23 protein-coding genes are annotated in these 23,130 nt (G+C 69.0%); 11 read left to right on the top strand and 12 right to left on the bottom strand.

The features are described from left to right. Positions 1–28: 28 nt before the first annotated feature. From ASD72_RS17585 to ASD72_RS17560, 6 genes are all read left to right on the top strand, one after another. Positions 29–778: an SDR family oxidoreductase gene (locus ASD72_RS17585; protein ID WP_056881256.1), complete on the top strand. Its 750-nt coding sequence runs from the start codon at positions 29–31 to the stop codon at positions 776–778. A gap of 94 nt (positions 779–872) precedes the next feature. Next, positions 873–1,802, top strand: coding sequence for an alpha/beta hydrolase (locus ASD72_RS17580; RefSeq protein WP_056881255.1), 930 nt, complete (start codon positions 873–875; stop codon positions 1,800–1,802). Between the two features lie 112 nt (positions 1,803–1,914). Beyond that, entirely contained in the window at positions 1,915–4,152 is a 2,238-nt protein-coding gene (locus ASD72_RS17575; protein ID WP_056881254.1) for a CocE/NonD family hydrolase, read from the top strand. A gap of 155 nt (positions 4,153–4,307) precedes the next feature. Further along, positions 4,308–4,532: a hypothetical protein gene (locus tag ASD72_RS17570; protein WP_056881253.1), complete on the top strand. Its 225-nt coding sequence runs from the start codon at positions 4,308–4,310 to the stop codon at positions 4,530–4,532. Next, positions 4,529–5,062 (top strand): nuclear transport factor 2 family protein, encoded by a 534-nt coding sequence (locus tag ASD72_RS17565; RefSeq protein WP_235578051.1) that lies wholly within the window; start codon positions 4,529–4,531, stop codon positions 5,060–5,062. The genes ASD72_RS17570 and ASD72_RS17565 overlap by 4 nt, the downstream gene beginning before the upstream one ends. Positions 5,063–5,224: 162 nt before the next feature. Further along, a complete protein-coding gene (locus ASD72_RS17560; protein ID WP_056881251.1) occupies positions 5,225–5,743 on the top strand; it encodes a hypothetical protein in 519 nt (172 codons plus the stop codon). A 15-nt stretch (positions 5,744–5,758) separates the two neighbouring features. Here ASD72_RS17560 and ASD72_RS17555 read toward each other — a convergent pair whose 3' ends face one another. The 3 genes from ASD72_RS17555 to ASD72_RS17545 all read right to left on the bottom strand — a co-directional run bounded on the left by ASD72_RS17555 (position 5,759) and on the right by ASD72_RS17545 (position 8,014). Next, entirely contained in the window at positions 5,759–6,190 is a 432-nt protein-coding gene (locus ASD72_RS17555) for a nuclear transport factor 2 family protein (protein ID WP_056881250.1), read from the bottom strand. A gap of 140 nt (positions 6,191–6,330) precedes the next feature. Next, complete coding sequence (locus ASD72_RS17550) at positions 6,331–6,702, bottom strand: YciI family protein (protein WP_056881249.1); 372 nt, start codon at positions 6,700–6,702, stop codon at positions 6,331–6,333. Between the two features lie 76 nt (positions 6,703–6,778). Beyond that, positions 6,779–8,014: an HD-GYP domain-containing protein gene (locus tag ASD72_RS17545; protein ID WP_056881248.1), complete on the bottom strand. Its 1,236-nt coding sequence runs from the start codon at positions 8,012–8,014 to the stop codon at positions 6,779–6,781. Positions 8,015–8,116: 102 nt separating this feature from the next. Here ASD72_RS17545 and ASD72_RS17540 point away from each other — a divergent pair, with 102 nt between their 5' ends. The 3 genes from ASD72_RS17540 (at position 8,117) to ASD72_RS17530 (ending at position 10,639) form a co-directional block, all read left to right on the top strand. Beyond that, a complete protein-coding gene (locus tag ASD72_RS17540; RefSeq protein WP_056881247.1) occupies positions 8,117–8,521 on the top strand; it encodes a GFA family protein in 405 nt (134 codons plus the stop codon). 126 nt (positions 8,522–8,647) lie between these two features. Further along, positions 8,648–9,343, top strand: coding sequence for a TetR/AcrR family transcriptional regulator (locus ASD72_RS17535; protein ID WP_056881246.1), 696 nt, complete (start codon positions 8,648–8,650; stop codon positions 9,341–9,343). Between the two features lie 84 nt (positions 9,344–9,427). After that, positions 9,428–10,639 (top strand): FAD-dependent oxidoreductase, encoded by a 1,212-nt coding sequence (locus tag ASD72_RS17530; protein WP_056881245.1) that lies wholly within the window; start codon positions 9,428–9,430, stop codon positions 10,637–10,639. Between the two features lie 225 nt (positions 10,640–10,864). Here ASD72_RS17530 and ASD72_RS17525 read toward each other — a convergent pair whose 3' ends face one another. The 7 genes from ASD72_RS17525 to ASD72_RS17495 form a co-directional block, all read right to left on the bottom strand. Continuing rightward, entirely contained in the window at positions 10,865–11,299 is a 435-nt protein-coding gene (locus tag ASD72_RS17525; protein WP_056881244.1) for a hypothetical protein, read from the bottom strand. A 4-nt stretch (positions 11,300–11,303) separates the two neighbouring features. After that, complete coding sequence (locus ASD72_RS17520) at positions 11,304–11,507, bottom strand: PspC domain-containing protein (protein WP_056881243.1); 204 nt, start codon at positions 11,505–11,507, stop codon at positions 11,304–11,306. 39 nt (positions 11,508–11,546) lie between these two features. After that, positions 11,547–11,918, bottom strand: a complete 372-nt coding sequence (locus ASD72_RS17515) for a DUF5329 domain-containing protein (protein ID WP_235578050.1) — start codon at positions 11,916–11,918, stop codon at positions 11,547–11,549. An 8-nt stretch (positions 11,919–11,926) separates the two neighbouring features. Continuing rightward, positions 11,927–12,997, bottom strand: a complete 1,071-nt coding sequence (locus ASD72_RS17510) for a class III poly(R)-hydroxyalkanoic acid synthase subunit PhaC (RefSeq protein ID WP_056881241.1) — start codon at positions 12,995–12,997, stop codon at positions 11,927–11,929. Further along, a complete protein-coding gene (gene phaE, locus ASD72_RS17505; RefSeq protein WP_056881240.1) occupies positions 12,994–14,415 on the bottom strand; it encodes a class III poly(R)-hydroxyalkanoic acid synthase subunit PhaE in 1,422 nt (473 codons plus the stop codon). Before phaE ends, ASD72_RS17510 begins: the two co-directional genes overlap by 4 nt. Positions 14,416–14,485: 70 nt before the next feature. Continuing rightward, a complete protein-coding gene (gene pssA / locus ASD72_RS17500; protein WP_056881239.1) occupies positions 14,486–15,100 on the bottom strand; it encodes a CDP-diacylglycerol--serine O-phosphatidyltransferase in 615 nt (204 codons plus the stop codon). A gap of 208 nt (positions 15,101–15,308) precedes the next feature. Next, entirely contained in the window at positions 15,309–17,144 is a 1,836-nt protein-coding gene (locus ASD72_RS17495; RefSeq protein WP_081420435.1) for a 3-hydroxybutyrate oligomer hydrolase family protein, read from the bottom strand. A gap of 131 nt (positions 17,145–17,275) precedes the next feature. Between ASD72_RS17495 and ASD72_RS17490 the strand changes: the two genes are divergently transcribed. Together ASD72_RS17490 and ASD72_RS17485 are read left to right on the top strand one after the other, a co-directional pair. Then, entirely contained in the window at positions 17,276–18,043 is a 768-nt protein-coding gene (locus ASD72_RS17490; RefSeq protein WP_056881238.1) for a 3-hydroxybutyrate dehydrogenase, read from the top strand. A gap of 9 nt (positions 18,044–18,052) precedes the next feature. After that, a complete protein-coding gene (locus ASD72_RS17485; protein WP_056881237.1) occupies positions 18,053–18,715 on the top strand; it encodes a response regulator transcription factor in 663 nt (220 codons plus the stop codon). Between the two features lie 457 nt (positions 18,716–19,172). Here ASD72_RS17485 and ASD72_RS17480 read toward each other — a convergent pair whose 3' ends face one another. Both ASD72_RS17480 and ASD72_RS17475 read right to left on the bottom strand, forming a co-directional pair. After that, on the bottom strand, positions 19,173–19,661 hold the full coding sequence (locus ASD72_RS17480) for an 8-oxo-dGTP diphosphatase (RefSeq protein WP_056881236.1): 489 nt from the start codon (positions 19,659–19,661) through the stop codon (positions 19,173–19,175). A 95-nt stretch (positions 19,662–19,756) separates the two neighbouring features. Then, the gene (locus ASD72_RS17475) at positions 19,757–23,098 is read right to left on the bottom strand and encodes a PAS-domain containing protein (protein WP_056881235.1); all 3,342 of its coding nucleotides are present in this window, start codon (positions 23,096–23,098) and stop codon (positions 19,757–19,759) included. Positions 23,099–23,130 lie beyond the last annotated feature (32 nt).

Here is a 23,130-nt window from a genome sequence, read left to right as displayed (position 1 = left end):
CATTGGGCTGGCATCGAAGGACTTCACCATGAACCGCTTCAACAACAAGACCATCCTCGTGACGGGCGGCAGCAGCGGCATCGGCCTGGCCGCTGCCAAGGCATTCGCGGCGGAAGGCGCCCGCGTCGTCATCACCGGCCGCGACGCGGTGTCGCTCGAACGAGCCGGAGCCGAGATCGGAACCGACACCCTCGCGCTGGTGAACGACGCCGGCCGCCTGGCCGACGCGAAGGCGCTCGCCGCAACGCTCGCCGCCGCCGACCTGCGTCTCGACGCCGTCTTCCTCAACGCGGGCACGGCGAAGTTCGCCGCATTCCCCGAGGTGGACGAAGCGCTGTGGGACCAGATCTTCAGCACCAACACGAAGGGCCCGTACTTCCAGGTGCAGGCGCTGTTGCCCCTGCTCAATCCGGGCGCGTCGATCGTCATCAACGGCTCCATCAATGCCCATATCGGCATGCCGAACAGCTCGGTGTATGCCGCCAGCAAGGCCGCGCTGATCTCGCTGGCGAAGACCCTGTCGGCCGAACTGCTGCCGCGCGGCGCGCGTGTCAACGTGCTCAGCCCGGGCCCGGTGGCGACGCCGCTCTACGGCAAGCTCGGCCTGGATGCCGCTTCGCTGGAGACGACGGCGGCGCAGATCCAGAACCAGATCCCGCTCGGCCGTTTCGGCACGCCGGAAGAGATCGCGTCGACCGTGCTGCACCTGTCGTCGCCCGAGTCGGCGTTCATCGTCGGCACCGAGATCATCGCCGACGGCGGCATGAGCCAGCTCTAGGCGCCTCGCACCCCGTCCTGGCCGACGGCAACGCGGTCCCGCGTTGCCACCGTGTAGCCGTCGGCCTTGCGACACCCACCCCAAGGAGATCGTCATGAACAGCTTGCTGCGTTCCTTCCAGCGCGCGACCACGGCGCTGCTGGCCGTCCTCGCCCTGCACCTGCCCGCCCACGCGGCGGGCACGGCGGCCATCCACGACCGCACCGCGACCGTCAACGGCGTCACCCTGCACTACCTGCAGGCCGGCGAAGGCGACGCCTCCCCCATCGTGCTGCTGCACGGCTACGCCGAGACCAGCCACATGTGGCGCCCGCTGATGCCGAAGCTCGCCGCGCGCCACGTGGTGATCGCGCCCGACCTGCGCGGCGCCGGCGCGTCGTCCAAACCGGAGAGCGGCTACGACAAGAAGACGCTCGCGCAGGACATCCATGCGCTGGTGGCGTCATTGGGCTACCGCAAGGTCAGGATCGTCGGCCACGACATCGGCCTGATGGTGGCGTACGCGTACGCGGCGCAGTACCCGGACGAGGTGGAGCGCATCGTGCTGATGGATGCCTTCATCCCCGGCATCGGCGACTGGACCAAGGTCTGGCTGCTGCGCGACCTGTGGCATTTCCATTTCTACGGCGAAACGCCGTTGAAGCTGGTCGATGGCCGTGAGCGCGTCTACTTCGAGCACTTCTGGAACGACTTCGCCGCCGACCGCACGCGCTCGATTCCCGAGGCCGACCGCCGGTTCTACGCGAAGGAGTACGCACGCCCGGGCGGCATGCGCGCCGGCTTCGAGTACTTCCGTAATTTCGAGCAGGACGCGAAGGACTTCGCGGGCTTCGCACAGACCCGACTGACGATGCCGATGCTGGTGCTGTCGGGCGAGAAGGCCGGCGGCCAGTTCCTGATCGACCAGGGCCGGATGGTGGACGACAACGTCGAGGGCATCATCATCCAGGGCTCGGGCCACTGGCTGATGGAAGAGGCGCCCGAGCAGACGATCCCGGCACTCGTCGCCTTCCTGGACCGGTAGCATCAGGCCCCGTGCCCGTTTCGTCGCGACGGGCACGGTTTCGTCGCATCGCCCTTCCCCCGCCACGGTCCCGCGTGCAAAGCTCCCGCGGCCCTCCCTGCCCCGGACCGACATGAGACTGCTGCTGGGACTTCTGCTGACGGCGTGTGCCCTCCCTTCCTTCGCACAGACGCAGGACATCCGCATCCCGGCGGGCCTGCAAGGCCGCCATGCCGATGCGGCGATGGCCACGTTGGCGCGCGATGCGCTGGCGGTCCATCGCGACGATGACCGGATACGCGAGCTCGGAACGCGCTTCCGTCTTCAGGTCGTCACCGGCCAGTACGCGCAGGCGCTCGACAGCATCGAGGCGCTGCGAGCCCTGCGCAATGACCCGCCGTCGCAACCGCCGGTATTCCTCCAGTACGAGATCCATGCACGCGCGAAGCTGCTTCAGCGGCAGCGCCGGATCCCGTTCGCACAGGCGTGGCGACAGAGCTTCGCCGAGCGCTTCGGCGCGCTCGACGACAGCACGGCGCTGCAGGCGGAATTCTCGTTCGGCACGTCCGTTGCCAGGGTGCGCGGCGATCTCGATGCGGCGCTGGCGAAGGTGGCCGACCGATCGCGGCTGCCGCTGCCCGAGGCCATCGACCTGGTCCGTGCGTACCAGGTGCATGCCGCGTACGCCGAGTTCCAGCCGCTGTTCGCGGCGGCGTTGAAGGACGACGACGCGCGCCGCTACCGGATCGACCGCGACGTACTGGTGCGGACGCCGGAGGGCATCGGTATCGCCGCACTGGTCGTGCGTCCCGCGAACGCACCGCGCTTGCCGACGCTGCTGCAGTTCACTGTCTACGCCAACGACGACGTGGCCTGGGGCGATGCCAAGACGATGGCCGCGCATGGCTACGTGGGCGCCGTGGCCTACAGCCGCGGCAAGGGCCGCAGTCCCGACGCCAACGCACCCTTCCGGCACGACGGCGTGGATGCGGCCGCCGTCATCGGCTGGATCGCGGCGCAGCCGTGGAGCGATGGCCGCGTGGGCATGTTCGGCGGCAGCTACAACAGCTTCGCCCAGTGGTCCGCGTTGAAACAGCGGCCGCCGGCGCTGAAGGCGATCGCCACATCGGCGTCGGCCGCACCCGGCATCGACATCCCGATGGAAGGCAATGTCTTCCTCAATTTCATGTATCCGTGGCCGCTGTACACGGCCAGCAGCCGTTGGCTGGATGATGCGCGCTACGACGACCGCACGCGCTGGGCGACGCTGGACCGCGATGCCTATGCGAGCGGTCGTGCCTACCGGGAGCGCCCGTTGATCGATGGCAGCGCGAACCCGCTGTTCGCCGAATGGCTGCAGCACCCCGCCTACGACGCGTATTGGCAGGCGATGATCCCGCAAGGCCAGGAGTTCGCCGGCATCGACATCCCGGTGCTGGCCACGACGGGGTATTTCGATGGTGCACAGGCTGGCGTATTGCATTACTTCCGCGAACACCTGCGCCACCGCCCGGACGCCGACCACACGCTGGTGATCGGCCCTTACGAACACATCACGATGCAGACCGGCGTGCCGCCGACCGTGCAAGGCTATGCGCCGGATGCCGCCGCGCGGATCAACCTGCAGGCCTTGCGGCTGGCGTGGTTCGATCATGTGCTCAAGGGCGCGCCGAAGCCGGCGCTGCTGGCCGACCGCGTGAACTGGCAAGCCATGGGCGCCGACACCTGGCGCCATGCGCACACGCTGGAGACGATGGCGACACGCCGCCAATCGCTGTGCCTGGCGCCGGGCCCGGCAGCCGGCACCTACGCGCTCTCCCCGCAACCGCAGTCCGGCGTGGTCGCCACGCAGCGCGTGGATTTCAGCGATCGCCGCGACGCCGACTGGACGCCGCCGCAGAACGTGCTCAACCCGCAACTGGACCCGCACGCAGGCTTGGCCTTCACTGGCGAGGCGCTGGCGCAGGACACCGAACTGGCGGGACCGTTCGAGGGCGCGCTCGATTTCACCCTCAACAAGCGCGATGTCGATATCGCGATCGGCGTGTACGAGCTCACCGCCGAAGGCCAGTACTTCGACCTGGCCTGGTGGCTGCAGCGCGCGAGCTACGGCGCGGATCGCCGCGCGCGCCGCCTGCTCGACCCCGGCATTCCGCAACGCCTTGCCGTGAAGGACACGCGCCTGATCGGGCGCAGGTTGGCGGCCGGCAGCCGCCTGGTGGTGACGGTGGGCGTGAGCAAGCAGCCGGACCGCCAGCTCAACCTGGGTAGCGGCAAGGACCCCTCGGAGGAAACCGTGGCCGATGCCGGCGCCCCGCTCGAGATCCAGTGGCAGGGCAGCAGCTGCCTGTCGTTCGGCGTGCGCGAATGACGGGCGCGGGCGCATCGAGGCGATCGGTTCGGACCGGCTGAGCCGGCTTCCGTCGCCGACGGAGGCATTTCGTCGCGGGCCGGTTGTCGGCGGCGACGATGCGGCACGAGGATGGCGACGTACCGATGACCGGTGCCCTGCCCCTAGGAGCCTCCATGAAGACCCTCGTCGCGCTTGCCGCCTGGTGCATCCTGTTCGTGCTGTGCTGGCCGCTGGCCCTGCTGGTGCTGGTGTTGTGGCCCGTGGCCTGGTTGTTGTCGCTGCCCTTCCGGCTGGTAGGCGTGACCTTCTCCGCGCTGTTCGCGTTCCTGCATGCGCTGCTGATGTTGCCGGCGCGACTGCTCGGCGCGCGTCCGCGCACCGTGGCCACGCCGGCATGACCGCCGCGCGCGCGCCGGGGTATCACCCGATGAAGAAGCTCGTACCCGTGCTGCTCGGGCTTGGGCTGTTCGCGTTCGCCGGCCGCACGGCGGCCGCGACCCCATCGCCCGAGCGCACGCCGGAGGCGCTCTCGCAGCTCGTCGGTACGCTCGACAGCGCGGTGTTCGACGCGTTCAACCAGTGCGCCGATCCGGCGCAGCTGGCGCGCCACGCGGACTACTTCGACAGCGGCGTGGAGTTCTATCACGACAACGGTGGCGTCACCTGGACGCGCGACGAGATGATCGGCCGCACCCGCGAGAACGTCTGCGGCAAGTACCAGCGCCGGCTGGTGCCGGGTTCGCTGAAGGTGTATCCGATCCGCGGCTACGGCGCGATCGCCCAGGGCGAACACACGTTCTGTTCGACCGGGGGCGGCGATTGCGGCGGCTTGGCCGATTTCACGATGGTCTGGCGCGAACAGGACGGCCGCTGGCAGATCACCCGCGTACTGAGCTACGGCCATCGCCCCGCGCCGGCCGCGCCCTGAGCCGGCCATGCCCTCAACCGGCAACTTCGCACTCGCTTCACATAAGCCCCCTCGCCCGCCCATGCCCCGCACGGACCCTACGCCTGCACTCCTGCAGGCTCAGGGAACATGACGATGGCGAGCATGCCGCTTCCTTCCACCACGACCCGATGGATCCGCCGAATGCGCCCGCTCGCCTGGGGCGGCGCCGCGGCGTTGCTGCTGGCGCCCTGGGTGGCGATGCGGTTCACGTCCGAAGTGGCGTGGACGGGATCGGATTTCGCCGTGTTCGGCGCGATGCTGCTCGCCGGCTGCGCGGCCTTCGAACTCGCGGCACGCGCGGCGCGCACACCGGCCTATCTCGGCGCCAGCGTGATCGCGCTGGGGGCGGCCTTCCTGCTGGTGTGGGCGAACCTGGCCGTCGGGATCATCGGCGAGCCTTCTCATCCGCTCAATCTGGCGTTCATGGCCATTCCCTTGGCAGGCGTCGCAGGCGCCCTGCTCAGCCATCGGCGGGCGCGCGGCATGGCGCGCACCCTGCGGGTGATGGCAGGCCTGCAGATCGTTGCAGGCGGCCTGGCACTGCAAACCGCCACGCAGGAGCCGCGCGCGTTCCTGCTGGGCTTCACCGCTGCGTATGTCGCCGTGTGGCTGCTGTGCGCGGTGCTGTTCCGCGCGGCGGCGGACACGGCACCGCGATAGTCGGCGTATCCGGGATCAACGCGGTTTGCTGTGCCACAGCGCGTTGACGATGATCCAGCGCCCGTCGAAGCGCCCCATGTGGAAGTGATCCACAAACCACGACGTCTCCAGGCGCACGGCCGCGGTTTCGGCGGTGACGTCGAGCACGCGGCAGCTGCGGCTCCACTGCGCCTTCGGCGTCTTCAGCGCACCCTGGCGGGTCAGTTCGACCAGTTCGTCCTTCGACATGCGACGCAGGCCCAGGCGCTCGTAGGGGGTATCGCCGACCACGGCGCGCTTGGCCAGGTCAGGATGCAGCGCGCGCGATACGCGCGCCGGGTCGCCTTCGAGCTGGCCATCGATGTAGTCCAGGCAGGTGGCTTCGATCGCGGCCAGGGTGGCCGCATCGGCTGCGGGGGCGGGCGTGGTGGCAGCGGCCGCCGCCATGACCAGGGAAAGCATCGACATCGAGGACTCCTTCGCGTCTGTTCGGGGGAATGGCCTGCAGGCCTTGCCCGGTCACACGGGAATGACGCGACGGGCGGGCCATGCTGGCGCATGCGTCCGCCGCCTCCACGTGCCGGAAGTTGGCGGGCGGCCGGTGACCTTCAGGCGCCGGACATGCCGCAGTCGGGCGCCTCCTCGATGGCACGTACTTCGCACTCGATGTCCCATTCGTCCCCATGCACCTGCAGGAAGCGGCGGGTGTGGCCGACGGCCTCTTCCAGCGAATCGGCCTTGAGGATGGCGTAGCCGCCGACGACTTCCTTGGCCTCGGTGAAGGGGCCGTCGGTCACCCGGATCTCGCCGAAGCGCGAGCGGATGCGCGCGCCCTGCGCGGTGGGCATCAGCCCCGCGGTATCGAGCAGCACGCCGGCCGCGGACATCTCGCCGATGAGCGCCATCATCTCGGTCATCAGGCGTTCGCTGGGTTGCTGGCCGGTGGTCTCGTCGACCCGGATCATCGAAAGGAACCGCATGGTCTGCCTCCTGGGGCATGGGAACTGCCCCAGCGACGGATGGCGGCGGCGGGAATCGACATTCCCCAAGGGAGGCTCAGGGCAGCCAGAGCTTCTCGAGTTCGCGGAAACCCCACGTGGCCGGGGATTCCACGCTGACGATGCGCTCGCGGTCCCCGCTGGTGGCCAGGTCGATGTCGGTCATCAGCACGTGGGTGCGCGACTTGGCCGAGTAGAAAACGCGTACGCGCGGGGCCAGCAGGGTGGCCGGGTTCTGTTCCACCACCACCGCCAGGCGGTCGCTGGACAGCCGCACCAGCGCCCCGATGGGGTAAATGCCCACGCTGCGCACGAAGGCCTTCAGCAGGGTGTCGTCGAAGTGGCCCTGCCAGCCCGCCATGCGACGCAGGGATTCGGCCGGGTCCCAGCCGGCCTTGTACGGCCGGTTGGAGGTGATGGCGTCATAGACATCGCAGATCGCGCTCATGCGCGTCAGCAGCGGCAGTTCGGTACCGGACAGCCGCTGCGGATAGCCGGCACCATTGACCTTCTCGTGGTGGTGTCGGGCGATGTGGAGGATGGCCTCCTGGGTGATGCCACCGTCGCGCAGCAGGCGCTCGCCGTGCACCGGATGCTGGCGGACGATGTCGAATTCCTCGTCGGTCAGTTTGCCGGGCTTGTTGAGCACATCCTGCGGCAGCAGCGCCTTGCCCATGTCGTGCAGGAGTCCGCCGAGCGCGGCATCGCGCACCTGGTCTTCGGGCAGCTGCAACTGGCGCGCCAGCATCGCCATCAGCGCGCCCACGGCGACCGAATGCAGGTAGGTGTAGCTGTCGGCGTCCTTCAGCCGCGCCACGCTGACCAGCGCGGTGGGATGGCGGTCGACCGAACCGGTGATCTCGTCCAGCAGCGGCAGCACGTGCCCGGCATCCACGCCGCGGCCCAGCCGCACTTCGCGGAACATGGCTTCGACCGCCTCCCGGCCGTCATCGCAGATGCGGCGGGCGCGGGCCAGCTCGGCGCCCAGGCTGACGTGCCCGTCGGGGACGATGACACGGCGCCGGTCGGGTACAGGGAGGTCTTCCGGCTCGGATGCCGCGCCGGCCTCCAGCGCGGGATCGGCCGCGCCCGGGTCGTCGGCCGCGCCATCCTCGACCTCGCTGCGCGCCAGGTCCACGATCACCTGCTCCACGCCGCTGTCCTGCAATTCGGCCAGGCGCGCATCGTCCAGCAGGAAGGAGGTTCGCCAGAACGGATGCTGCATCCACGGGCCGACCAGCTTCTGCACGAACATGCCGGGGCGGAGGTCGGCGACGTCGAGGGTCCTCAGCATGCATGGCTCCGGCGGGCTGGGGTCCAGTATTCTCCCGGACGGCGACCGGAAACAGCGGGGGAACCCCTACACCCCGGAACCGATATCGGCACGGGAGGCCGCATGCTGAAGACCTATACCGGCAGCTGCCATTGCGGCGCGGTCCGCTTCGAGGCGGACATCGACCTGACCCAGCCCACCTATCGCTGCAACTGCTCGGTCTGCCGGCGCAACCGCTTCTGGCCGGCCATCGTCGCGCCGGACCGGTTCCGCCTGCTGGCCGGCGCGGACGCACTGGTCGAGTACCGGTTCAACCGCCTGCGCAACTCGCACCACTTCTGCCGGACCTGCGGGGTGCGGCCGTTCGGCATCGGGAACAACGTCCCCGACGGCGACCGGATCTACGGTATCAACCTGGGCTGCCTGGAAAACGCGACGCCCGAGGAGCTGGCCGCCGCGCCGATTACCTACGTGGACGGCGCGCACGACCGTTGGCAGGACGCGCCCGCGCTGACCGGCTATCTGTAGTACCTCTCACAACGGCCGAAAAAGCCCCCACCCGTCGCGGTAAAGCATGTCATGTGATTGCCACACTCACGCGCCCTTTTGCTAGGCTGGACGCAGTCACCCACCGGTCGCGCGCAGGGACTTTCCGTGAGCATTTCCTCCGATTACCTGGAAAACGTTTTCAGCGACCCGCACGCCGCCAGCGAGTCGCCGCTGCGCCCGCGTCCCCAGGTCGAGCTGTGCCGTCGCGGTGAAATCCGCGCGGAGAAATTCCTCGACGCGGCCACCGAAGTGTTCGCCGAGAAGGGCTACCAGCACGCGCGGCTGAGCGAGATCGTCGCCCGCGCCGGCGGATCGCTGGCCACGCTGTACCGCATCTTCGGCGACAAGGAAGGCCTGGCCAGCGCCATCCTCGAGCGCCGGCTGGACATGCATACGCACCTGCTGCGCGACCTCAACCTGACCGAGCTGCCCCCGGAACAGGCATTGCGGCGTGTGGCCATCCGCATGGCGCAGGTGATGGCGCGTACCGATTCGCAAGTGGTGTACCGCATCGTGATCGGCGAAGGCCAGTCGTTCCCGGCGCTGCGCGACTGGTTCTTCGACCATGCCGTCGCCTCCATCCGCGCCACCCTCGCCGACTACTTCGAGCAACAGGTGGCGGCCGGACGCATGCAGCTGGCCTCACCGAAAGCCGCCGCTGCACAGTTCTACATGAGCCTGTTCGGCGACCAGATCGTCCGGCTCGCCGCAGGCAGCAACCAGTTGCCCGGCGTCGATACGCTGGAAGCGCAGGCGCTGGCCGCGGTGGAGCTGTTCCTGCAAGGCACCCTGCCGCGCTGATCCGGGCGGAGGGCTGCACGCCCTCTTCACCCGGGCCTGAACATCGCGATGCCAGCATGGGGCATCGCGATGCATGGGCACGGCATGGATCTCAAGAGCGGCTACCCCTACTGGGCCGTCAAGAACGGGTTGATGCACGCCTTCCCGGCGCTGCCGTCCGACCACCGCTGCGACGTGGCGATCATCGGCGGCGGCATCACCGGCGCACTGATCGCGAACCGATTGGCGGCGGAGGGATTCGAGGTCGCCGTGCTGGAACAACGCGACATCGGCTGGGGCAGCACGGCCGCCAGTACGGCGCTGCTGCAGTACGAGATCGACACCCCCCTGGTGGAGCTGGCACGCCGATATGGCGAAGCCGACGCCGCGCTCGCCTATCGCGCCTGCGCGGACGCCATCGACCACCTGCGCGAGATCGCCGCGCCGTGGCGCGACGTGGAGTTCGCGCGTGCCGACAGCCTCTACTACGCGAGCCGCCGCCGCGACGTGACCGCGTTGAAGGACGAATACGAGGCGCGGCGGCGGCATGGGCTCGACGTAACATTCCTGGACACCCAGCGCATCCGTGACGACTACGGCTTCGACGCACCCGCCGCTCTGCTCAGCACGCAGGCTGCACGCGTGGATCCGTACCGGCTGACGCATCGTCTGCTGTCGCGTCTTCAGCGCCAGGGCGCCGGCATCTTCGACCGTACCTGCGTGGTCGAACTGAAAGCGACCTCCCGCGGCGTCGCGTTGCAGACCACCTCCGGGGCCTGCGTGCGCGCCGCGCATGTCGTTCTTGCTGCGGGCTACGCCAGCCAGCGCTGGTTGCATCGCCGGGTCGCGCGCAACCGCAGCAGCTACGCGCTGATCACCGATCCCCTGCCCGCCGATCGCTTGGGCTTCCTGCAGGACACCCTGCTGTGGGAGACCGCGCGCCCCTATCTGTATGCGCGCAGCACCTCCGACGGCCGGCTGCTGCTCGGAGGCGAGGACGATGCGATCGATGTACCCGTTCGCCGCGACGCGCGCGTGCAGAAGAAGGCCCGCACGCTGGTGAAGCGGCTGCAACGCTTGTTCCCGGGGCTGGCCGTCACGCCCGCGTTCTCGTGGGCAGGCACGTTCGCGGAAACCGCCGACGGCCTGCCGTTCTTTGGCGCGCATCCGCAATGGGGGCCGCGTGTCCACTTCGCGATGGCATACGGCGGCAATGGCATCACTTACAGCGTGCTGGGCGCCGACCTGCTGAGCGCCCGCCTGCAGCGGCGGCGCCATGCGCTGTGGCCGCTGTTCTCGTTCGAGCGACTGCGCTGACGGCGCCGCAACGTCGACATCGGCCATCGCGCGCAAAGGGCGATGAAGAAAACCACGCGCAGCGGATGACGGATATGAGAAGGCCCAGTCACGTCGGGGGTATCCCGGGTGGCTGGGCCCTCCTTGCCGATCCGCATCGAACGGGTTCTTTGCGGGCTCCGGACAATGGCTACATTACGCGCACCGACGTGTTCGCCTGGTTAAGACGGGCACACCGTTCGTCGGTCAACCGGGCCACCAGCCCCTGCCCGTCAGCGCATAGCGATCGGCGGCGCGCTCGAACGGATTGCGTACGCTGACACCGCCGCACAGCAGGTAGACCGGCAGGAACAGCGGGCCCAGCACCATGTACTGGTACACGTGCGCGCGCTCGTGGTCGCCCAGGCGGATGCGCGGATGCTGCGTGCGGCCGGCGCGATGCTCGTAGGTGATGCATTCCGACTCCAGCGTGTCGCCGGTATGCAGGATGCTGTTGCCGAAGGTGATGGCGCCGCCGGGTCCCCAGGGCCAGCGATGGAACACGAGTGCGAAATCGCGGCGACTCCATTCCGCGCGCGCGCCGAACGCCATGCCAACGACGCCGGCGAGCACGCCGAGCAGGGTATTGGGCACCGCCCACACGATGCCGAGCACGCGCGCGACCCACAGCGCGGGCGACATGGGCTCAGTCCTGCTCGGTCGGCATCAGCAGCCAGAGGATCAGGTAGACGAGGATGCCGGGGAACGCCGCCGACGCGATCGAGACGATCACGAAGATCACCCGCAGCAGCGTGGAGCTCCAGCCGTAACGGTGGGCGATGCCGCCCATCACGCCCGCGATCATGCGGTCGTTCAGCGACCTGGCAAACGGCTTGGATGCGGTACTCATCGCCAACTCCCCACGGTTGTCCGCGGCCAGTCTAGCGCGTCAGCGTGCCGGCGCGGCTGAACCGCGCAGCGCGGCCAGCGCCGCCTTGAACCAGGCGGCGGCGGGCTGAACGGGCTGTCCCGGACAACGCACCTGGTAGGCGCGCCCGCTGATGCTGCTCTTGCTGGCGGCGCGCTCGATGAACTGCTCGGCGGTGTCGGCCAGGTCGCGTTTCAGCAGGTAGTCGTACTTGCGTTGCAGGTGCTTGCGCGCCTCCTCGCGACCATGCCACGTGCCGTTGCGCTGGAACTCGCAGGACGACGCCGAAAGCGCATCCATCAGCCCCTGGATCTCGCGCTTCGCCGTTGGCGAAGGCGCCGCCGGCGCTGCGAACGGCAACAGCAGCACGCACAGCACTGTCCAGCGGCGCAACGGCGTCCTCATCGTGCGCGCTGGCCCAGCCAGTGGTGGATGGCGGCAGGCACCTCGCGCTGGGCGCGGCTGGAGACGTAGATGCCGATGTGGCCGCCCTTGAAGCTCAGCTCGGTGTAGTCGGCCGTGCCCACGACATCCTTCAACGCACGCGACGCATCCGGCGGCACCAGATGGTCCTGCTCGGCGTAGATGTTGAGCACCGGCATATCCACGAAGCCCAGGTCGACCGCTTCGCCGCCGATCCGGATGCCGCCCTTGATGAAGCCGTTGCGCTGGTAGAACTGGGTGATGAACTGCTTGAACGCCTCGCCCGCCAGGTCCGGCGAATCGAAGATCCACTTCTCCATCCGCAGGAAGTCCTCGATGGCGCGCTTGTCGTCGAGGATATCGACCAGGCCCACGTACTTCTGCAGGTTCAGCCGGAACGGCTTCAGCATCAGGTAGCAGGCATTCATCATGTCGGCGGGCACGTTGCCCAGCGCCTCGACGAACAGGTCCACGTCCAGCTCGCGCGTCCAGTGCGACAGCATGTTGTCCGGTGTGTGGAAATCCACCGGCGTCACCATGGTGATGAGGTTCTTGACCTTCTCCGGGTGCAGCGAGGCGTAGCACAAGGAGAACGCGCCTCCCTGACAGATGCCCAGCACGTTGACCGCATCGCGGCCGCTGCTGTCGCACAGGTGGTCTACCGCGCCATCGATGAAACGATTGATGTAGTCATCGAGTTCGAGGAAGCGGTCCGACCGGTCCGGATAACCCCAGTCGATCACGTAGACATCCTCGCCCTGCGCCAGCAGGCCCTTCACCAGCGAGCGGTCGTGCTGCAGGTCGACCATGTAGGGCCGGTTGACCAGCGCATAGACGATCAGCAGCGGCACCTTCGCCGTCGGCGCCTTTTCGCCGACGAAGCGGTACAGCACCACCTTGCCGTCGCGCCAGACTTCCTGCTTCTGGGTGGCGCCATAGTGGACGTCCTCCACCTCCGGCAACGTATGCAGGCCGGCGGAGAGTTTCTGCGTCAGCGTGGTGGCCTCGTGGGCCAGCGCTTCGGCGGTGAAATTGAGCGGTCCGTTCACTTGCCTTTACCCCGCTTCGCCTTCTTGACGGCCTTCGGCGCCTCGGCTGTCGCGGCACGGGTGGCATTGCGTGCCACCCAGTCCTTCATCGATACCACCGATGCCGGCTTGGTCGTCATCGACGGCGCAGGCTTGGAGCGCGCGGTCGCAACCTTCTTGGGGGATGCCTTCGTCCTGGCAACCGGCTTCTTCGACACCGCCGGGGCGGTCGCCTTCTTCGCCGCGACCTTCCGTGTGGCGGTGCGGGGCTTCGCCGGCGCGGGTTCCTGCCGTGTGGCGACCGGCGCGACGGCGGCGATGGCACGACGGGTGCGCTTCTTGGGTGTCGCTTTCTTCGCGACGGGCCGCGTCTTCTTCGGGACCTTGGACGCTGGCGCGCGGCGGGCCGGCGCGCGCTTCCTGGTGGCCTTGGGTTTCACGGGCGCGGCTGCCTTGACCGCTGACTTCGCCTCGACGGGCGCCGGGGCTTCGACGGGCGCCGCAGGACGTTGTACCGGCTCACGCCGCACGGGCGCCGTTTGCGCGCGTGCCAGCTTGCGGAGCGCGCGCTCCAGCTCAACGATCTTGCGATGCGCGGAATCGACCTCGGTGCGCGTGGGCATGCCGAACAAGCTGCACACCTGTTCGACCTCGCGCTGCACGCCCAGGCGCAGGCGCGCCTGCGCATTGGCCAATCCACCGTAGGCGTGGCGGAAATCGTCGGACATCGCGACCTTCGCGTACGCTTCTTCGGCGGCATCGATCCACAGGTCGAACAGCGCGCGCGCGCTCTGCAGCTGACGCCCGGGTTCGGCATGCTCTTCCAGCTTGTGCTCGAAGCGCACGAACGCATCCTGCGCCACCTGCAGCATCAGCTGGTCGTACTGGCCGACTTGGCGCTGATAGTCCTGGTAGGCCTGCGCGAGATGCTGCCAGCGCTCCTGGTGCTCGCGCGACAGGCCGAACGTGGGCAGGTGCATCCAGCGATCGCCGTCCCGTTGCAGGCTGTCCAGCCACGGACGCACCTGCTGCATCCAGCCGTCCATCCCATGCGCGCCACCCTGCATGCTGCGGAAGATGTCGGCGAAGGGATTGTGAGCGGGCATGGGGTCGGCCATCCCGAGCGCGGAGCGCCAGGCACGGCCGATGTCGCCAGCGTCGTGGTCGCGGCCGGTGAACTGCGCGGCGACCTGCTGCATCTGGCCGAACCACTGACTGGCCTGCCGCTGGAAGCGGCCGACGGCCTCGTCGACCTGCGGCTGGCCGCCAGGCACCAGTTTCGACCACCAATCGACCGTCTGCTGCCAGCCGGGCACGGCGCCCGGCATGGACATCGTCGGCGCTGCGCCCGCCTGCCGCAGGGCATCGCCCCACAAGCTCCAGTACTGCTGGGCCACCGATTCGAAATCGCCCGGCCACGGTGGAACGTTTGTTGCCATGTGCCCTCCCTTCCCGACCGATTCTAGCCGCGGCCGGCGGCGCGTGCATGACGCGCCTTCACCTCACGGTTCAGGGCTTCGGGATACGTAGCGTCTTGCTGATCATCAGCGTGCCCGACACCGCATACAGCAGCACCAGCGGATGCAGCAGCCAGGGGCCGAGCTTCACCGCGCCCAGCCACAGCTGCGGGCCCACGTGGCCGAGATAGGCCGCGATGGCCAGCAGCACCACGAGCAGCAGGCTGGTGGGGATCGGCGTGCCTTCGAAGTACTTCACCTTGTCCCCGCCCCCGGCCAGCGACTCGGCGGTGACGTTGTAGCGTGCCAGGCGGCTGACGCCGCAGGCGACGAAGTACGACAGCACCAGCCAGTCCCAGCCGCCCTGCATGCCGCAGGCGTACGCGAGCGCCGCCGGGGCCACGCCGAAGGAGATCACGTCGGCCAGCGAATCGAGTTCGCGCCCCAGCACCGAAGCCTGGTTGCGCCAGCGGGCGACCCGGCCATCGAGGGCGTCGAAGATGAAGGCCAGCGGGATCAGCGCCATGCCGATCATCAGGTCGCGCAGGATGCCCTCCTGCAGGAAGCGCATCGCGGCGAAGATCGCGCCGGTGCCGCAGAACGCGTTGCCCAGCGTGAACCAGTCGGCCAGCTGGAAGTCGCGGATCATCGAGAAGTGTCGGGACATGGCGGCACGCGTGTCAGGCCAGCCCCAAGAGTAAAGCCTGAAGGGTGAAGGTGTCGCAGCATTCCCTCTCCCCGCGCGCGGGGAGAGGGTGCCGAAGGCGGGTGAGGGGCGAACGGAGACCGGATGCGTGTGCACCAGGATCATTGCCGCGCTCGCCCCTCATCCGCCCTCCGGGCACCTTCTCCCCGCTGGCGGGGAGAAGGATTCCTCAGCGCGGAATCGCGAACTGGCTCGCCTCGACGCTGCCGGTCCCGCGCGGCTTGGCGTTGATCAGGGCGTTGGCCGGCAACCCGCGGCTGCCGTCCAGGGTGGCGCTGACCTGGTCCAAGGCGGCGTACACGTAAGGCAGCAAGGGCACGTAGCGCGCGCCGTAGGCGGGTAGCGCGAGGAAGCCGTCGAAGTGCTGCGCGTTCCGCACCTGCCAGTAGCGCACGTCCGGATTGGCAACGCGCGCCGCCTGCACGTAAGGCGCGCTGGAGAACGCCGGCGGCACCAGGCCGTCGTCCAGGCCGTGGACCACCACCACCGGACGGCGCGTGCGCGGGAAGCGCGCGGCGGTCTGCGCGATGCCGGCCTGCACCCGACGCGCATCGTCGGTGGTCCCGGTCTGCAGCGCGCGCAGGCACTGCAGGCCCGGCAGGGTGAAGTCCGGCGGCGCCAGTTTCGTGTCCACGATGCCCACGCCCGCGCCCGGCGGAATGCCGCTGCCGTCGGACCACCACGCAGCGCGTTCAGCGGCACTCGCCGCGCGCGCGCTGAAGTCCGGGTTCTGCGCGGAGAACGCATACCCGCACGGATGCTCGCCGACGCCATAGCGACCGTAGGCCGAGGCATAGGTGACCGCCACTGCGCGCCACAGGTCGAAGCCCACGCTCAGCGCGCCGGCCACCAGCGCCTCATCGGTCCAGCCGCTCGCCTTCAGCTGCGCATGGGCCGATGCCGCCTGCGCCTTCGCATCGGCGCCGGTGACCAGGCCCGCGGCCTTCAACGTGGCGCAACGTGCCGTCCACAGCGGCTCGACCTGCGCGCGCAGCGGCGGCTGCGGCAGCGATTCCGCCGGCAGGTCCAACAATGCGCACGGCATCAGCAGGGCGGCTTCGGTCGTGTAGTCGTACAGCGAACGCGCACCGGGCGCATCGGCCGCCAGGATGTTCGGCTCGCCCGCGACCACGGCGTCCAGCCAGCCGCCCTCTTCCTCGCTGGCGCGCAGTACCGCACCGCCGCCGTTGGAGATGCCCACGGCGATGACGCGCGTGTTGTCGAAACGGAACGGCGCCGCCTGCGGGAACGCCTGGTCCAGTGCAGCCAGCGCGAACTCGGCGGCCTGCTTCACGTGGCGGCCCCAGTCCGCTTCCGGGTTGTCCTTGGAATGCGCGTGCTTGACCGCCACGCCACTGGCGCCGACCGGCGCATCGGGCACGAAAGCCAGTGCATCGGTGCCCAGCGCGCCCGCCGTGCCGTCTTCGCGTGCGCCCTGCTGCTCGTCGAGATCGAAATAATCGGTGCCTGCCCCCTTGTCGGTGTAGGCGATCGCGCAGCCCTTCGGCAGGCCCCACGGTGCGGCCACCGCGATGGCGCCGTAGACGCCGCGCGAACCCGACGATGCGGTGACGACGATGCAGCGCTTCGTCGCATCGAAATTGTCCGGCACCTGCACCAGCACGCGATGCGGTTGCGCCGCGCCCGGGACTTTCGCCAGCGCGGAATACTCGCGGCCCGGCACGCTGGCCACGCTGCCGTAAGCCTGGCCATAGGCGCCGGTCAACGACAGATCGGCGATGCCGCGCCAGTTCGCCCAGATCGCGCGGCGACGCAGTTCGGCGGCCGTCGGGTGCGCCGGATCGGCGAACGCGGGGGCGGCCATCGCGCGCAGACCGTCGAGTCCCAGGCCCGCGGTGAGCAGGTCGTCGCTGCCGCGGTGTTCGGTGATGCGCTGGGGCTGGATCATGTGGGCCACGGCCTCGGGCTTGGGCGGCGCGCTGCTGCAGGCGGTCAGGGCCGCGCCGAGCAACAGGCCGCAGGAAATGCGCGTCTTCGCGTTCATGCGTGGAAAGCGTCCAGGGTTCCGGTCAGTGCCACGAAACTACCCTCCGCGGGAAGCGCCGTCATCGTACTTTGGTACCACGAACGAATCCTGCCTGCCTGCTACCCTAGCCCCAGCACGCAGGAGCCCCCATGCAACCCACCCACACCCTCCTCATCACCGGCGCGGCCAGCGGCATCGGCGCCGGCATCGCCGCGCAACTGGCCGAAGCCGGCCGCCATGTCATCGTCAGCGACCTCAACCTCGACGCGGCGGAAGCCGTGGCCACGCAGATCCGTGCCGACGGCGGTTCCGCCGAAGCGGTCGCGCTGGACGTCACCTCGCAGGACAGCATCGATGCCGCGCTGGCCACGATCTCGCGCCCGATCGACGTACTGGTCAATAACGCGGGCCTGCAGCATGTCTCGCCGCTGGAGGACTTCCCGATCGAGAAGTGGGATTTCCTCGTGCAGGTGATGCTGGTCGGCGTGGCCCGCCTCACCCGCGCCGTACTGCCGGGCATGCGCGAACGCGGCTTCGGCCGCATCGTCAACATCGGCAGCATCCATGCCCTGGTGGCCAGCCCGTACAAGAGCGCCTATGTGGCGGCCAAGCACGGCCTGGTCGGCTTCTCCAAGGTACTCGCGCTGGAAACCGCCGACACCGACATCACCATCAACACCGTCTGCCCCAGCTACGTGAAGACGCCGCTGGTGGACAAGCAGATCGCCGACCAGGCGCGCACCCGCGGCATCTCCGAGGCCGACGTGGTCAGCCAGGTGATGCTGAAGCCGATGCCGAAGGGCGTGTTCATCGGTTTGGACGAACTGGCCGGCATCACCGCCTTCCTCACCTCGCCGGCCGCGCGCAACATCACCGGCCAGACGATCGTGGTGGATGGCGGCTGGACGGTGCAGTAAGCAGTCCGCATGCCCAACCTGCTGATCGCCGACGACCACCCGTTGTTCCGCGCCGCGTTGCGTGGCGCGGCCGCCGATGCCGTGGCGCAATTGTCCGTGCGCGAGGCCGAATCGCTGGACGGCGTCATCGCTACGCTGGAAGCGCACGATGACATCGACCTCGTGCTGCTGGACCTGCACATGCCGGGCAACCATGGCCTGGCCGGCCTGGCGGCGATCCGCGCGCAGTTCCCCGCGGTCGCCGTCGTAGTGGTCTCTGCGAACGACGACCCACGCGTGGTGCGCCGTGCGCTGGACCATGGCGCCGCGGGCTACCTGCCCAAGAGTTCCGGCCTGGACGAGCTGCGCGATGCGATCCGCAGCGTGCTGGCCTGTGAGCAGTGGCTGCCGGCCTCACTGCGTGGCGCGGTGGCGCGCGCGCAATCGTCCGAACACGACACCGAACTGGCCGGCCGCCTGGCCAGCCTGTCGCCGCAGCAGTTCCGCGTGCTGACGCTGGTCGCGCAGGGCCTGTTGAACAAGCAGATCGCCGACCGCCTCGACGTACAGGAGCGCACCGTGAAAGCGCACCTGTCCGCCATCTTCGACCGCCTCGGCGTGCGCAACCGCACCCAGGCCGGCGTGGTGCTGCGCGAACTGGAACTGGCGGATCCGGCAAGGCAGATCGAGTAGGCCGACGCATCGCGTCTGGATACGCAGTGACAATGAATCGTCATCCCGGCGAAAGCCGGGACCCAGTGTCTTTGTTCTTCCACGCACCGCAACGACGCAAGTCGCTGGGTCCCGGCGTTCTCCGGGATGACGGTTTATCGCGTGGAACAAGCCGCCATTGCGCGACCGCTACAGGCACTGGCCATAATTTCGCCACCCATCTTGACAGCTTTGCGCCGCAACGCGTCCCGACGCTTATCCACATGTTGGTCGACAGACCATCCACATGCGGTGTGGACAACCCCGGAACCCGGCGATCACCCCCTGGTCAAAAATTCGCCACACATCTTGACAGGCCCGTGGCGCAAGGCGCCGACGCGGTTATCCACATGGTTTCCCAAGCCCGATCCACACGGGATGTGGACAAGCGTGCCCCGTGGAACCTGTCGCGACTCACGTCGCTCCCACATCCGACGTTTCAGATGCGCGAGTAATCCCACGAGACCATGCGGCCCTCGTGGTACGGCATGACGCCGTGGAAGCCGCGCGGGTCGCCGTCGAACACCAGCGGCAGGAAGTGGCGGTCGCCGTCCCACAGCGGCAATTCCATGATCTTCTCCACCGGCACCCATTCCAGCGTGCCTTCCGGATTGCGTTCGAACGGCGTGCCGCTGTACTGCGTGATGAGGAAGACGAAGCCCAGCCAGTCCTCGCCGTGCTTGCCGAAGCCCGGCCAGCTGATCGTGCCGCGCAGCGTCATCGCGTCGCAGTCGATGCCGGCCTCCTCGTGGATCTCGCGACGCATGCCCGCCACCACGTCCTCGTCCCGCTCGATCTTGCCGCCCAGGCCGTTGTACTTGCCCAGGTGTTGGTCGTCCGGGCGCGCGTTGCGATGGATCAGCAGCACCTGGGAACGATCGGGCGAGAGCACGTAGCCGAGGGTGGCGACGATGGGGGTGTAAGGCATGCGCGAACTCCAGAATCGAGGCACGAAGTCTAACGGTTGCCGTCGTGGGAGCGACGTGAGTCGCGATGAGCCCTCCGCGACCCAAAGCTCGCGACTTACGTCGCTCCCACCTCGGAGATTCGCGCCGCCAGCAACCGGTCCAGCACCGACTTCAGCGCCAGTGGCCGCACCGGCTTGGCCAGCAGCGGCAGATCGGCATCGCGCACCGCACGGCGCACGGCGTCGGTCTGGTCGGCGGTGAGGATCAGGCACGGCCGACCACCCTGCGTGGCGCGCAGGCGGGCGGCCAGCGCCACGCCGGTGTCGCCGTCATCCAGGTGGAAGTCGAACAACCACAGGTCCGCCGGCCGCGCACGCAGCGCCATTTCCGCCCCCGCGCTTCCGCTCGCGGCAGCCACGCTGCAGCCCCACCCTTCCAACACCTGCCGCAGCGCGGACAGCGCCGCCGGATCGTTGTCGACGGCCAGCACGTGGCGACCCGCCAGGCCCGGCTTGCCGGAAGACACCGGCGCAGGTGCGGGCGTCGCCACCCGCACCAGGTCCACCGCGAACACCGCGCCCTGCCCCAACCGGCTCCGCAACGACAGCGGCGCCTCCAGCAGCGCGGCGATGCGGTCGGCGATCGACAGACCCAGCCCGAGGCCCTGCCCGGGCACATCGTCGCCCCGACGGAACTCCTCGAAGATCCGCTGCTGCTCCGCTTCGGCGATGCCGGGGCCGGTGTCCCACACTTCGACGCGCAACCGCTCGCCGCGACGACGTACGCCCAGCAGAACGCCACCACGCGCCGTGTAGCGCACGGCATTGGCGAGGAAGTTCTGCAGGATGCGCCGCAGCAGCTGCGGGTCCGTATGCACCCACGCACGCGTGGGCACGATGTCGAACGACAGCCCGCGCTCGTTCGCCAGTACGCGGAATTCGGACGCCAGCGGTTCAAGCACTTCCATCAGCGGGAGGTCACGCGGTTCCGGCAGCAGCCCCCCCGCTTCCAGCCGCGACATGTCGAGCAGGCCGGTCAGCAGGTCGGTGGTGGAATCCAGCGCGCCGCGCACCTGCAGCGCGGTGTCGCGCTGGCGTGCTTCCGGCAGCTGCTGCGACAGCGCATCGGTGAACAGCTGCGCCGCGTGCAGCGGTTGCAGCAGGTCGTGGCCGATCGCGGTCAGGAAACGGCTCTTCGCATCGTTCGCGTGCTCAGCCTCGCGCTTGGCGGTTTCCAGCAGCGCGGTGCGCTCGGCCACGCGCTGCTCCAGCGTTTCGTTCGCCTGCTTGAGCTGGCGTTCGGCCTGGCGCGACGCGGTCACGTCGGTATACGTGGCGACGAATCCGCCACCCGGCATCGGGTTGCCACGGATCTCGACGATGCTGCCGTCCGGGAACACGCGCTCGGTGAGGTGCGCCGTGCCGGCGCGCATGAAGGCGAGGCGTCGCTCCAACGCGCGTTCGTCCTGGCCGCGCGCCGGCATGCGCGCCAACGCCCAGCGCGTGAGCTCGGCGATCGGTCGCCCGACCTGCAGCAGTTCCGTCGGGAACCCGAACATCTCCCGGTAGCGCCGGTTCCATGCCACCAACCGCTGCTCGCGGTCGATCACGCTGATGCCCTGGCTCATGTTCTGCAACGCGGCCTCCAGCACCTGCTGGTTGAAGCGCAGGTCCTGCGAGACCTCGCCGACGATCGCGGCCACCGTGTCCAGGTCGCCGCTCTCGCGGCGCGCCGCGTCCAGCAGCAGGCGCGCTGACGCGGAGCCGAGTACCGCGGACAGCTCGCGCTCCAGGCGCGCCTCGATCACGCCCGGCACGGGACCGGTGCGCGGGGCATCGGCCAGCAGTTCCTCGACACGTTCGCGTGGCAGGAACCGACGGCCCGCATCGCGCAGCGTCTTGCTGTCGAAACCACGGCTGTCGGCGCGACGCGGCGCGCTGCCGCGCCAGCCCATCACCAGCAGCGTCACGGCCGTTCCGCAGAACAGGCTCACGCCCACCGCGCGTCCCAAACGGCTCCAGCCGGTCAGGCCGAAGAAGCCGTCGGGCGACAGACCCGCGATACCGAACGGTCCCTCATGCAGCCAGGCAGGCGCCAGTCCGCGCGCATCCATCGTCACCGGCAGCAGCAACAGCCAGCCCCAGACCAGGAAGGCCACCACGATGCCCGCGATCACCGCGCGCGGCGGCGTTTGCGGACGCCAGATCGCGAAGCCCAGGGCGGGCGCCAGCGTGGCGAGTGCGGAGAACGACACCGCGCCGACATCGGCCAACGCATCGTTGCCGGCGACCAGCCGGCTGTACGCCCACGCCAGCAGCATCACCGCGACAATGCCGATGCGTCGCTGCGCCAGCACCGCGCCGCGCAGATCGCCCCCGGTGCCGCGCAACCAGCCACCGCGCAGCAGACCCGGCGCCAGCCAGTGATTGCCGATCATCAGGCTCAGCGTCAGCGTGCTGACCACCACCATGCCGGTCGCCGCGCTCAGGCCACCGAGGAAGGCCAGCAGCGCCAGGCCCTGGTGCCCCTGCGACAGCGGCAGCGCCAACACATAGAGGTCGGAGGGCACCGCGTCGCCGAACATCGCGCCGCCGGCGCGCGCCAGCGGCAGCAGCGGCGCGGCCATCAGCACCATGTACAGCGGGAACAGCCAGCGCGCGGTACGCACGTGGCGCTCGTCGCGGCATTCGACCACGCCCACGTGCACCTGGTGCGGCAGGGTGAACATCGCCAGCACGCCGAGCGCGACCAACGGCAGGAAGCCGTACGTGGTCGACGGTGGCGCCTGCACCGGCGGCACCGCGGGCAGTTCGGGCAGGCCCCACCAGACGAACACGCCGAGCGCCAGCATCGCCGCCAGCTTGAACAGCGATTCGAACGCCATCGCCAGCACCAGGCCGCGGTTGTGCTCCACCGCACTTGCGCGTCGCGTGCCGAACAACATGGCGAACACCGCCATCGCCAGGGCGACATACAGCGCACTGTCCTGCCATGCCGGCAATGCCTCGTTGCCGGGCGAGCGCGTCAGCAGCGCGAAGCTCATCGCCACCGCTTTCAGCTGCAGCGCGATGTAGGGAATCAGCCCCAGTGCCGCGACCAGGGTGATGGTGGCCGCCAGCCAGCCGTCCTTGCCCAGTCGCGTGGCGATCAGGTCGGCCAGCGAGGTCGCGTTGGACTCGCGCGCCATGCGGACCAGCCGCACCAACAGGAACGCGCCGAATGCATACAGCAGGATGGTGCCCACGAAGGTGGGCGGCAACGGCCAGCCGTAGCGCGCGGCCTGGGTCACCGTGCCGAAGAAGGTCCACGAGGTGCAGTACACCGCCAGCGACAGCGCATAGATGTAGGGCCACTGCACGGCGAGCACGCGCGGATGGCGTTCGGCGTACAGCGCGGAGCCGAACAGCACGCCCAGCCACAGCAGGCCCGCCAGCACGACCATGCCGACGCTCAGCATCCGTCCATCCCTCGGTGGTCACGCGCGCGCTT

Source organism: Pseudoxanthomonas sp. Root630 (genome assembly GCF_001427585.1).
Classification (GTDB): Bacteria; Pseudomonadota; Gammaproteobacteria; order Xanthomonadales; family Xanthomonadaceae; genus Pseudoxanthomonas_A.
This window is presented reverse-complemented; position numbering and strand designations above follow the sequence as displayed.